Below are 11,780 nucleotides of genomic sequence, written 5' to 3' on the forward strand. Positions count from 1 at the left end.
GCGTCACGTGTTATTCGGTTTCCAGATCGATATCGATGCCGAGGGAACGAATTTCTTTGATCAACACGTTGAAGGACTCGGGCATGCCGGCTCCATACGGTGATCGCCGTCCACGATGTTTTTGTACATCTTGGTACGACCGTTCACATCGTCCGACTTCACTGTGAGCATTTCTTGCAGAGTGTATGCAGCACCGTATGCTTCCAGTGCCCAGACCTCCATCTCCCCGAAACGCTGACCACCGAACTGCGCCTTACCACCCAGCGGCTGCTGAGTAACCAGGCTGTAAGAACCGGTAGAACGAGCGTGCATCTTGTCGTCTACCAAGTGGTTCAGTTTCAGCATGTACATGTAGCCAACGGTAACTGGACGCTCGAACTTGTTGCCGGTACGGCCGTCGGTCAGTTGCATCTGGCCGCTTTCTGGCAGGTCCGCCAGTTTCAGCATGGCCTTGATTTCGCTTTCCTTGGCACCGTCGAACACCGGAGTGGCCATCGGTACGCCGCCGCGCAGGTTTTTCGCCAGATCCAAGATTTCCTGGTCAGAGAAGCTATCCAGATCTTCGTTACGACCGCCGATCTGGTTGTAGATCTCGTCCAGGAAGGTACGCAGCTCTGCAACCTTACGCTGCTCTTCGATCATGCGGTTGATCTTCTCGCCCAGACCTTTGGCCGCGAGGCCCAGGTGAGTTTCGAGAATCTGACCAACGTTCATACGCGAAGGTACGCCCAACGGGTTGAGGACGACGTCGACCGGAGTGCCATTGGCATCGTGCGGCATGTCTTCAACCGGCATGATCACGGAGACCACACCTTTGTTACCGTGACGACCGGCCATCTTGTCGCCCGGCTGGATGCGGCGACGGATTGCCAGGTAAACCTTGACGATTTTCAGCACGCCTGGAGCCAGGTCATCGCCCTGCTGCAGTTTGCGCTTCTTGTCTTCGAACTTGTCGTCCAGCAGACGGCGGCGATCGACGATGTAGGCCTGGGCCTTCTCGAGCTGCTCGTTCAGAGCATCTTCAGCCATGCGCAGTTTGAACCACTGACCGTGCTCAAGACCGTCGAGTACTTCGTCGGTGATGTCCTGACCTTTCTTCAGGCCGGCGCCGCCTTCGGCTTTGTGGCCGACCAGAGCGGAACGCAGACGTTCGAAAGTTGCGCCTTCAACGATACGGAACTCTTCGTTCAGATCCTTACGAATCTCGTCGAGCTGGCTCTTCTCGATGGACAGAGCACGAGCATCACGCTCTACACCGTCACGAGTGAAGACCTGTACGTCGATGACAGTACCCTTGGTGCCGGTAGGCACACGCAGGGAAGTGTCTTTAACGTCGCTGGCTTTTTCACCGAAGATGGCACGCAGCAGCTTCTCTTCCGGAGTCAGTTGAGTCTCGCCTTTCGGAGTGACTTTACCGACCAGAATGTCGCCAGCGCCAACTTCAGCACCTACATAAACGATACCGGCTTCGTCCAGCTTGTTCAGTGCGGCTTCACCCACGTTCGGGATATCCGCAGTGATTTCCTCTGGCCCAAGCTTGGTGTCACGAGCCACACAGGTCAGTTCCTGGATATGGATCGTGGTGAAACGGTCTTCCTGAACAACACGCTCGGACAGGCAGATGGAGTCTTCGAAGTTGAAGCCGTTCCATGCCATGAACGCGATGCGCATGTTCTGACCCAGAGCCAGCTCACCCATATCGGTGGACGGACCGTCAGCCATGATGTCGCTGCGTTGAACCCGATCACCCTTGCTCACCAGCGGACGCTGATTGATGCAGGTGTTCTGGTTCGAGCGGGTGTATTTGGTCAAGTTGTAGATGTCGACACCGGCTTCGCCAGTTTCAACTTCATCATCGGCAACACGAACCACGATACGGCTGGCATCAACGGAGTCGATCACACCGCCACGACGAGCCACGACGCAAACGCCGGAGTCACGAGCAACGTTACGCTCCATGCCGGTACCTACCAGCGGCTTGTCAGCGCGCAGAGTCGGTACAGCCTGACGCTGCATGTTCGAACCCATCAACGCACGGTTGGCGTCGTCGTGCTCGAGGAACGGAATCAGCGACGCAGCAACCGAAACTACCTGTTTCGGCGAAACGTCCATCAAGGTGACGTCTTCTGGCGCCTTGACGGTGAATTCGTTCAAGTGACGAACAGCTACCAGCTCATCGATCAGATGACCTTTGTCGTTCATGGTCGCCGAAGCCTGGGCGATCACGTGATCGGCCTCTTCGATAGCGGACAGGAAGACGATCTCATCGGTTACCAGCGCGTCTTTCACCACACGGTACGGGCTCTCGAGGAAGCCGTATTGGTTGGTGCGAGCATAAGCAGCCAAGGAGTTGATCAGACCAATGTTCGGACCTTCCGGCGTTTCAATCGGGCATACACGACCGTAGTGAGTCGGGTGTACGTCACGAACTTCAAAGCCTGCACGCTCACGAGTCAGACCGCCCGGACCGAGTGCGGACACACGACGCTTGTGGGTGATCTCGGACAGCGGGTTGTTCTGGTCCATGAACTGCGACAGCTGGCTGGAACCGAAGAACTCTTTCACCGCCGCAGCCACTGGCTTGGCGTTGATCAGGTCTTGCGGCATCAGGCCTTCGCTTTCAGCCATCGACAGACGCTCTTTGACCGCGCGCTCTACACGCACCAGGCCAACGCGGAACTGGTTCTCGGCCATCTCGCCTACGCAGCGAACACGACGGTTACCCAGGTGGTCGATGTCATCGACGATGCCTTTGCCGTTACGGATATCGACCAGAGTCTTCAGGACTGCGACGATATCTTCTTTGCACAACACACCCGAACCTTCGATCTCGGTACGACCGATACGACGGTTGAACTTCATCCGGCCGACCGCAGACAGGTCATAGCGCTCAGGGCTGAAGAACAGGTTATTGAACAGGGTCTCTGCAGCGTCTTTGGTTGGCGGCTCGCCAGGACGCATCATGCGATAGATCTCGACCAGGGCTTCCAGCTGGTTGCTGGTGGAGTCGATCTTCAGAGTGTCGGAGACGAACGGACCGCAGTCGATATCGTTGGTGTACAGAGTCTCGATGCGAACGACTTGGGCCTTGGCGATTTTCGCCAGGATTTCAGTGTTCAGCTCGGTGTTGCACTCTGCCAGGATTTCGCCGGTTGCCGGGTGCACGATGGCCTTGGCGGTGGTGCGACCCAGGACGTAGTCCAGAGGTACATCCAACTCCTTGATCCCGGCCTTCTCCAGCTGGTTGATATGACGAGCAGTGATACGACGACCTTGCTCGACAATAACCTTGCCTTTGTCATCCAGGATATCCAGGACGGCGATCTCACCACGCAGACGCTGAGGCACCAACTCCAGGCTCAGGGTCTCGCCCTTCACGTGGAATACGTTGGTGGTATAGAACGCGTCCAGCACTTCTTCAGTGGTGTAGCCCAGCGCACGCAGCAGTACCGATGCAGGCAGCTTGCGACGACGGTCGATACGCACGAATACGCAGTCTTTCGGGTCGAACTCGAAGTCCAACCACGAACCACGGTAAGGAATGATCCGCGCGGAGTACAACAGCTTACCGGAGCTGTGCGTCTTGCCACGGTCGTGGTCGAAGAAAACGCCAGGGGAACGGTGCAGCTGGGAAACGATTACACGCTCGGTACCGTTGATTACGAAGGTACCGTTCTCAGTCATCAGGGGGATTTCACCCATGTAGACTTCTTGCTCTTTGATGTCCTTGATCGCTTTGTTCGACGATTCTTTGTCGAAAATGATCAGACGAACTTTTACCCGCAAAGGTACGGCGTAAGTTACACCGCGCAGCACGCATTCTTTGACATCAAACGCCGGTTCGCCCAGACGATAACCGACATACTCCAACGCAGCATTGCCGGAGTAGCTGATGATCGGGAAAACGGATTTGAAGGCCGCATGCAGGCCAACGTCGCGGAACTGATCTTTAGTCGCTCCCGCTTGCAAGAATTCACGATACGAATCCAGCTGGATGGCCAGGAGGTACGGCACATCCATGACGTCCGGCAACTTGCTAAAGTCCTTGCGGATACGTTTTTTCTCAGTATATGAGTAAGCCATCAGCGTTCCCCAGCTTGGTCACCTGCTTATTTGGCCCCTCCCGACGGGAGCAGCCAGAAAATCGTGCAAACCCTTTGGTTTGCTCCACCGCACAGGGTGGTTACAGCACGTTAAAGGCGCCGACCCAGTCGGCCGCCAATAACGGAAAAAGGCCGGTGGCAAGAGCCACCAGCCATCAGCCTTCGCTTAACGCTTGGGCTGGAGACGCAAAGTCGATGCTTACTTCAGCTCGACTTTAGCGCCTGCTTCTTCCAGAGCTGCTTTGGCTTTGTCAGCTGCTTCTTTAGCTACAGCTTCCAGAACCATGGCAGGAGCGCCGTCAACTACAGCCTTGGCTTCTTTCAGGCCCAGACCAGTCAGTTCACGTACAGCCTTGATCACGTTAACTTTCTTCTCGCCAGCTTCGGTCAGCATGACGTTGAATTCAGTTTGTTCTTCAACAACGGCAGCAGCAACAGCTGGACCAGCGGAAGCAGCAGCAGCGGAAACGCCGAACTTCTCTTCCATGGCCTTGATCAGCTCAACGATTTCCAGAACGGATTTTTCGCCGATTGCTTCGATGATTTGGTCGTTAGTCAGAGACATGACTATAAATTCCTGTATTGGGGTGACAGCCTACGCGGCCATCGAAATAAACAATAAACGCAAAAGAGGTTGCTGAGCCTTAGGCTGCTGCAGCTTCTTTCTGGTCGCGAAGAGCCGCCAGAGTACGAGCCAATTTGCTGGTTGCGCCTTGAATCACGCTCATCAGCTGAGAAATTGCTTCGTCACGGGTCGGCAGGCTTGCCAGTACGTCGATCTGATTAGCTGCGAGGAACTTGCCCTCGAACGCAGCTGCCTTGATCTCGAACTTATCCTGACCTTTGGCGAATTCCTTGAACAAACGGGCGGCAGCGCCAGGATGTTCGTTAGAGAATGCAACCAGGGTCGGGCCAGTGAACACGTCGTTGAGCACGTCATATTGAGTGCCAGCAACAGCGCGTTTCAGCAGGGTGTTACGTACAACACGTACGTAAACGCCAGCTTCACGGGCCTCTTTACGGAGTCCGGTCATAGCGCCTACTGTCACACCACGGGCATCAGCCACGACAGCGGACAGAGCTACTTTGGCAGCCTCGTTGACTTCAGCGACGATGGCCTTCTTGTCTTCGAGTTTAATTGCCACGGGTTTAACTCCTGCTTGTTACCGTTTCATCCAACCGAGGCCGGATGTCGTTTTGGTGTCTGATTCGGTAAGGAACCGGGAGCACCATCTGCGTAGGCTTGTGGTTTAAGACTTACGTCGCCTACGGTCTTGGATAGCCCCCGCCAGGCAGGGACCCCAATCTTTCAACTGGCGCAATTGCTTGCGCCAGTCTGTGTCTTATACGTCCAGCGAGCCTTGGTCGATGACCAGACCTGGGCCCATAGTGGTGCTCAGGGTAACGCGCTTGACGTAGATGCCTTTCGAAGAAGCAGGCTTGATACGCTTCAAATCAGCGATCAGGGCTTCAACGTTTTCCTTCAGCTTGACGGCATCAAAGCCGACCTTGCCAACGGAAGTGTGGATGATGCCGTTTTTGTCGGTGCGATAACGAACCTGACCAGCCTTGGCGTTTTTAACCGCGGTAGCTACGTCTGGAGTTACGGTGCCGACTTTAGGGTTAGGCATCAGGCCGCGTGGACCGAGGATTTGACCCAACTGACCTACAACGCGCATTGCATCCGGGGATGCAATCACTACGTCATAGTTCAGGTCGCCGCCTTTCATTTCGGCAGCCAGGTCGTCCATACCTACGCGATCAGCGCCGGCAGCCAGAGCAGCTTCAGCAGCTGGACCCTGAGTGAACACAGCAACACGTACAGTCTTGCCAGTACCGTGTGGCAGCACAGTAGCGCTACGAACGACCTGGTCGGACTTACGTGGGTCAACACCCAGGTTCACAGCGACGTCTACAGACTCGCTGAACTTGACAGTCGACAGCTCGGTCAGCAGAGCAGCAGCGTCTACGAAGTTGTAGGCCTTGCCTGCTTCAATTTTGCCGGCGATAGCCTTTTGGCGCTTGGTCAGCTTAGCCATTACACACCCTCCACGTTAAGGCCCATGCTACGAGCAGAACCGGCGATAGTACGCACGGCTGCATCCATATCAGCTGCAGTCAGATCCGCGTTTTTGGTTTTCGCGATTTCTTCCAGCTGAGCACGGGTAACGGTGCCGACCTTAACGGTGTTCGGACGAGCGGAACCGCTGGTCAGGCCAGCAGCCTTCTTCAACAGAACCGAAGCCGGGGTGCTCTTGGTTTCGAAAGTGAAGCTGCGGTCACTGTAAACAGTGATGATCACAGGAGTCGGCAGACCTGGCTCAAGACCCTGAGTACGGGCGTTGAACGCTTTGCAGAACTCCATGATGTTCACGCCGTGCTGACCCAGAGCTGGGCCAACGGGTGGACTTGGGTTGGCCTGTGCGGCCTTCACTTGCAGCTTGATGTAAGCAGTAATTTTCTTAGCCATGAGGCACTCCAATTACGGGTTCTAGCGCCTAGAAAGGCTCCCCGGTTACTTGCGCGTTTATCCCAGTGACGACAAAACCCCACAGCCTGAGGCTGCGGGGTATGGGATTCTCGTTCAGTTACGCCTTCTCGACCTGACTGAACTCTAGCTCTACCGGAGTAGAGCGACCGAAAATGAGCACAGCCACTTGGATGCGACTCTTTTCGTAATTAACTTCTTCAACAGTACCGTTAAAGTCGGCAAATGGACCGTCTGTAACGCGAACAACCTCGCCCGGCTCAAAGAGAGTCTTAGGCTTAGGCTTGTCACTACCATCAGCGACACGACGCAGAATTGCTTCGGCCTCTTTATCGGTGATAGGTGCAGGCTTATCAGCAGTACCACCAATGAAACCCATGACACGCGGAGTATCCTTGACCAAGTGCCAAGTACCCTCATTCATGTCCATTTGCACCAGCACATAGCCTGGAAAAAACTTACGCTCGCTTTTGCGCTTCTGGCCATTACGCATTTCAACCACTTCTTCAGTGGGAACCAGAATTTCGCCGAAGCCATCTTCCATGCCAGCCAGCTTTACACGCTCAACCAAAGAGCGCATCACATGCTTCTCGTAACCCGAGTAAGCATGCACAACGTACCAACGCTTAGCCACGGGACACCCTTAGCCGACAATCAAGGAAACAAGCCAACCGAGCAGGGAGTCAAGCCCCCACAACAGCAACGCCATAACCAGCACAACAGCCACAACAATCAGCGTGGTCTGCGTGGTTTCTTGACGAGTTGGCCATACGACTTTACGGATCTCGGTACGAGCTTCCTTAACCAGCACAAAGAACGACTTACCCTTGGCAGTCTGCAAGCCTACAAAGGCAGCAACTGCAGCAATAGCAAGAAGCGCAAGCACACGGTACAGGATCGGCGAAGCAGAATAATACTGATTGCCAACAACGCCAACGACAACCAAAGCAACTACTACAAGCCACTTGAGCATATCGAAGCGAGAGCCTTGAGCTTCAGCCTTAGGAGTCATCTATGAAGATCCTGTGAAAAGAAAGCCAGATACACCGAGTGAATCTGGCAGGTCAGGAGGGAATCGAACCCCCAACCTACGGTTTTGGAGACCGTCGCTCTGCCAATTGAGCTACTGACCTAAAAACAAAATCAGGCCGACCATTATGCCGGCCCGATGGAGATATATCAAGAACTTACTCGATGACTTTGGCTACGACACCAGCGCCGACGGTACGACCGCCTTCACGGATAGCGAAACGCAGACCATCTTCCATCGCGATGGTTTTGATCAGAGTGACAGTCATCTGGATGTTGTCACCTGGCATTACCATTTCAACGCCTTCTGGCAGCTCGCAGTTACCAGTCACGTCAGTAGTACGGAAGTAAAACTGTGGACGGTAGCCTTTGAAGAACGGAGTATGACGACCGCCTTCTTCCTTGCTCAGAACGTAAACTTCTGCAGTGAACTTGGTGTGCGGCTTAACGGTACCTGGCTTAACCAGAACCTGGCCACGCTCAACATCGTCACGCTTGGTGCCACGCAGCAGAACGCCGCAGTTCTCACCAGCACGACCTTCGTCGAGCAGCTTACGGAACATTTCAACGCCAGTGCAGGTAGTTTTCTGAGTATCGCGCAGACCAACGATCTCAACTTCTTCCTGGATGCGAACAATGCCACGCTCAACACGACCAGTTACCACGGTGCCACGACCGGAGATCGAGAACACGTCTTCGATTGGCATCAGGAACGGCTTGTCGATTGCACGCTCTGGCTCTGGGATGTAGCTGTCCAGAGTCTCTACCAGACGCTTAACAGCGGTGGTACCCATTTCGTTGTCGTCTTGGCCGTTCAGAGCCATCAGAGCCGAACCGATGATGATTGGAGTGTCATCACCTGGGAAGTCGTAAGTGCTCAGCAGATCGCGCACTTCCATCTCAACCAGTTCCAGCAGCTCTGCGTCGTCAACCATGTCAGCCTTGTTCAGGAAGACAACGATGTACGGAACGCCTACCTGACGGGACAGCAGGATGTGCTCACGAGTTTGCGGCATCGGACCATCAGCGGCCGAGCAAACCAGGATTGCGCCGTCCATCTGAGCAGCACCGGTGATCATGTTTTTTACGTAGTCGGCGTGACCTGGACAGTCAACGTGTGCGTAGTGACGCACGGCCGAATCGTATTCAACGTGAGCGGTGTTGATGGTGATACCGCGAGCTTTTTCTTCTGGGGCGCTGTCGATCTTGTCGAAGTCAACCTTGGCCGAACCGAAAACTTCGGAGCAGACGCGGGTCAGAGCAGCAGTCAGAGTAGTCTTACCATGGTCAACGTGACCAATGGTACCGACGTTGACGTGCGGCTTATTACGTTCGAACTTTTCCTTAGCCATCGAAATCACCCCTAGGAGAAGAATTGAGCAGATCACACAAGCCATTAAAACAAAGGCAGATATTTTCATATCTGCCTTGTTATATGGAGCTCTTGAGCGGATTTGAACCGCTGACCTCACCCTTACCAAGGGTGTGCTCTACCAACTGAGCTACAAGAGCGAAACACATTGCACAAACTGTAAACTTGGAGCGGGTAGCGGGAATCGAACCCGCATCATCAGCTTGGAAGGCTGAGGTTCTACCACTAAACTATACCCGCGGAGCGTACAGCTCACGCTAAATCTGGTGGAGGGGGAAGGATTCGAACCTTCGAAGTCGTAGACGTCAGATTTACAGTCTGATCCCTTTGGCCGCTCGGGAACCCCTCCTAAGCGAGGCAGCATTCTATACCATGCCACCCTTCTGTCAAGCGTTTTTCTCATTAAAAACCTGAGCTTAGCTGCGTTGACATCACTTTACAGCCTCAACCTTGTTTGGTCTTCGCTGCGAAGCGGGCGCCATTCTATGCAAACTATTCGAGAGTTGCAATGCCTTCGCACAACATTATTTTATGTTTTAACTCATTGAATTCTTTAGCAAGATTCTGGAGCTGCAAATCATCGACCAAATGCTTACTGCCGGGCTCTACACGCACCCAGAAGCCCGCTAAATCAGGGAGTGCCAAAGACTGCAGCTCTCCGCTGGCACCCATAGCCTGCAAACGCTGCTCCAGCAACTGCGCCGTCTCTCTGCGAGCAAAACCACCCAGATAAAGACACATGTTCTCAGCTTCGGCCACCTTAGCCCTGTCTCGACGCGCAACAACATCAGCGGACTCACTCAACAGGCGAATATCTTGCTGAGTACCGCGATACAAGCTCAGGGGAGTCACCTCTTTGGCCCGAAGAGGCGCCTCCTGCTGGTGCCAGATGTAATAAAAAGCATTCAGAACCAGGAGCAACAGGAAGAGCCAGCGCATATAAAACCTCAAGACAATGGACACGCCACAGCCAAGCCAACAAACACAAGATCCGGGACAACTTTACCGCGAGGCACAGCATCGGAGACCAAGCCGGCATCCCCCCCCGTTAAAAATACGGAAAATTCATCCCCCCAATAACGGCGCGCTTGATCCAATTGGGTCAGCACAAAGCCCCGCAACATTAACAAGCAGCCTCGTTCAACCGCCTCAACAGTTGCTCGCCCAGGCAAAAGATTCTCCAGGGCACGCTCAGCTGAAAGATCATCGTAACGAATACGCCGTGTATGGGTACGCAACTGATTACGCATCAATGGCATCCCGGGGCAAATGAACCCACCTAGTGCATGCCATCCGCCCCGATGAAGTCCGCCGTGACCGCAGTGCCAAAATCAAGCACCAGGCACGCACCATTTGCCAGACGAAAAGCACCTAGCATTGCGAGCCAACGGTCTAAACCAAGGCGCTCATAATCATCGTAGCCATTGTGTACACCTGCCATTTCTCGAGCGGGAGAAGCGCAAACCGCACTAATAGCAAACGCCTCGAAGAGCATCGCAGCCAATCGCCCAGTCTCGTCAGAGGTACGCACACTGACAAGCCGACATAGCGTCAAAGACAAACCTGGCAAACCATGCAGGACCGCCAGCAACGCCTGATCAGAATCAACCACACCCTCTGAAAAGACATACAGCGACTCGACATGGAGCACACGCCATTTGATGAAGCTATTACCGCAATCAAGCTCAAGAATCATCTCGCAACCTCAAGCTGAGCTCACCACCGCTATACACCTTCTCTACACCTTCCACCCTTAAGCGCAGCGCGCCTTGCCGATCGATTCCCATGACGACACCGTCCACTTTGTTGACACCTGCCACCAAGGAAACCGATCGCCCCTGCCATAGGTGGTTTTGCTCCCACTCGCCCTGGATCGCCACGAAACCTGACTCTTGATGTCGCTTTAGATACGACCCAAGCACAGCCCCCAAACGAACAACCAACTCGTTCCGATCGATCATGCGCCCAGACTCTAACCTGATAGACGTCCACTCCTGGTCGACCTCTTCAGCGCCCTGCATATTCACATTGATTCCTACACCCAAAACCACGTGACACACGTCAGCAGGATCTCCAACCAACTCCAGCAAGATGCCGGCGATTTTCTTCCGCCCTACCAATACGTCGTTTGGCCACTTCAGGCCGGCCTTAGAGATGCCGAAATCACGCAAAGTCTGCATTACAGCTAAGCCGACAACTAGGCTGAGCCCTTCCAACTGGCGCATACCGCCATCTATGCGCAAGACCAAGCTGTAATACACATTTTCGGCGAAAGGACTCACCCATTTGCGCCCTCTCCGCCCCCGCCCAGCGCTCTGACGCTCGGCCAAGACGAAAAACGGTGCAGACTGTCCGCGCTCAATTGCCCTCAAGGCCTCTGCATTAGTTGAGTCAATGGAATCAAAAACCAGAATCCCCCATGAAGAATCATGGGATTGTCGAGCAATCTCAGCCCCATCCAGGAGAGCAATTGGAGCTGCGAGTTGATAACCACGGCCACGGACTTTATGAATAGAGAGCCCAAGCTCAGCCTCCATTTGCTGCAACTGCTTCCAAACAGCGCTGCGACTGATACCCAGCGCCGCTCCAAGAGCCTGTCCAGAATGAAACCGCCCATCTTTAAGAAGCTCTAGCAACGTCAGCATGCAGGTCTCGCCTCACAATGAGGCCCGCATGATAGCCATGCCTACGGCCGTTGCATAGAAAGCCCCACGAACGCAGCAACACATGCACGCCCTCGAAAGGAATTGCGTATTTTCTTTGCGGACAAACAAAACCCCAACTGCTT

General features: G+C 54.3%; 9 protein-coding genes, 4 tRNA genes and 2 pseudogenes. All 15 read right to left on the reverse strand.

Annotated elements, in window-relative coordinates; all coding sequences use genetic code 11:
• Positions 1 to 10 precede the first annotated feature (10 nt).
• The 15 genes and pseudogenes from rpoB to birA all read right to left on the reverse strand — a co-directional run bounded on the left by rpoB (position 11) and on the right by birA (position 11,637).
• Positions 11 to 4,083: pseudogene (gene rpoB, locus M1B35_RS11915) on the reverse strand (DNA-directed RNA polymerase subunit beta).
• A 219-nt stretch (positions 4,084 to 4,302) separates the two neighbouring features.
• A complete protein-coding gene (rplL, locus tag M1B35_RS11920; protein WP_123336136.1) occupies positions 4,303 to 4,668 on the reverse strand; it encodes a 50S ribosomal protein L7/L12 in 366 nt (121 codons plus the stop codon).
• A 79-nt stretch (positions 4,669 to 4,747) separates the two neighbouring features.
• On the reverse strand, positions 4,748 to 5,248 hold the full coding sequence (rplJ, locus tag M1B35_RS11925) for a 50S ribosomal protein L10 (protein ID WP_108096540.1): 501 nt from the start codon (positions 5,246 to 5,248) through the stop codon (positions 4,748 to 4,750).
• Positions 5,249 to 5,446: 198 nt separating this feature from the next.
• Positions 5,447 to 6,142 (reverse strand): 50S ribosomal protein L1, encoded by a 696-nt coding sequence (gene rplA / locus M1B35_RS11930; RefSeq protein ID WP_003232403.1) that lies wholly within the window; start codon positions 6,140 to 6,142, stop codon positions 5,447 to 5,449.
• A complete protein-coding gene (gene rplK / locus M1B35_RS11935; protein WP_003176435.1) occupies positions 6,142 to 6,573 on the reverse strand; it encodes a 50S ribosomal protein L11 in 432 nt (143 codons plus the stop codon). Before rplK ends, rplA begins: the two co-directional genes overlap by 1 nt.
• A 118-nt stretch (positions 6,574 to 6,691) precedes the next feature.
• Positions 6,692 to 7,225, reverse strand: coding sequence for a transcription termination/antitermination protein NusG (gene nusG, locus M1B35_RS11940; RefSeq protein WP_003317113.1), 534 nt, complete (start codon positions 7,223 to 7,225; stop codon positions 6,692 to 6,694).
• A gap of 9 nt (positions 7,226 to 7,234) precedes the next feature.
• A complete protein-coding gene (gene secE / locus M1B35_RS11945) occupies positions 7,235 to 7,603 on the reverse strand; it encodes a preprotein translocase subunit SecE (RefSeq protein ID WP_268261993.1) in 369 nt (122 codons plus the stop codon).
• A gap of 45 nt (positions 7,604 to 7,648) precedes the next feature.
• A tRNA-Trp gene (locus M1B35_RS11950) sits at positions 7,649 to 7,724 on the reverse strand.
• A 54-nt stretch (positions 7,725 to 7,778) separates the two neighbouring features.
• Entirely contained in the window at positions 7,779 to 8,972 is a 1,194-nt protein-coding gene (tuf, locus tag M1B35_RS11955; protein ID WP_139049048.1) for an elongation factor Tu, read from the reverse strand.
• Positions 8,973 to 9,056: 84 nt separating this feature from the next.
• A tRNA-Thr gene (locus tag M1B35_RS11960) sits at positions 9,057 to 9,132 on the reverse strand.
• Between the two features lie 26 nt (positions 9,133 to 9,158).
• Positions 9,159 to 9,232: transfer RNA gene (locus M1B35_RS11965), tRNA-Gly, on the reverse strand.
• A 24-nt stretch (positions 9,233 to 9,256) separates the two neighbouring features.
• A tRNA-Tyr gene (locus tag M1B35_RS11970) sits at positions 9,257 to 9,341 on the reverse strand.
• A gap of 143 nt (positions 9,342 to 9,484) precedes the next feature.
• Positions 9,485 to 9,931 (reverse strand): hypothetical protein, encoded by a 447-nt coding sequence (locus M1B35_RS11975; RefSeq protein ID WP_268261994.1) that lies wholly within the window; start codon positions 9,929 to 9,931, stop codon positions 9,485 to 9,487.
• 8 nt (positions 9,932 to 9,939) lie between these two features.
• Positions 9,940 to 10,688, reverse strand: a pseudogene (locus M1B35_RS11980) (pantothenate kinase).
• A complete protein-coding gene (gene birA, locus M1B35_RS11985) occupies positions 10,678 to 11,637 on the reverse strand; it encodes a bifunctional biotin--[acetyl-CoA-carboxylase] ligase/biotin operon repressor BirA (RefSeq protein ID WP_123337967.1) in 960 nt (319 codons plus the stop codon). Before birA ends, M1B35_RS11980 begins: the two are co-directional and overlap by 11 nt.
• Positions 11,638 to 11,780: the final 143 nt, after the last annotated feature.

Source organism: Pseudomonas morbosilactucae, assembly GCF_023241665.1.
In the GTDB taxonomy this organism is placed as follows: Bacteria; Pseudomonadota; Gammaproteobacteria; order Pseudomonadales; family Pseudomonadaceae; genus Aquipseudomonas; species Aquipseudomonas morbosilactucae.

Excerpts from the sequence above, each read along its gene's own strand:
- rplK (WP_003176435.1), bottom strand. The coding sequence starts at position 6,573 with ATGGCTAAGAAAATTACTGCTTACATCAAGCTGCAAGTGAAGGCCGCA.
- rplA (WP_003232403.1), bottom strand. The coding sequence starts at position 6,142 with ATGGCTAAGCTGACCAAGCGCCAAAAGGCTATCGCCGGCAAAATTGAA.
- rplL (WP_123336136.1), bottom strand. The coding sequence starts at position 4,668 with ATGTCTCTGACTAACGACCAAATCATCGAAGCAATCGGCGAAAAATCC.
- M1B35_RS11975 (WP_268261994.1), bottom strand. The coding sequence starts at position 9,931 with ATGCGCTGGCTCTTCCTGTTGCTCCTGGTTCTGAATGCTTTTTATTAC.
- secE (WP_268261993.1), bottom strand. The coding sequence starts at position 7,603 with ATGACTCCTAAGGCTGAAGCTCAAGGCTCTCGCTTCGATATGCTCAAG.
- birA (WP_123337967.1), bottom strand. The coding sequence starts at position 11,637 with ATGCTGACGTTGCTAGAGCTTCTTAAAGATGGGCGGTTTCATTCTGGA.
- tuf (WP_139049048.1), bottom strand. The coding sequence starts at position 8,972 with ATGGCTAAGGAAAAGTTCGAACGTAATAAGCCGCACGTCAACGTCGGT.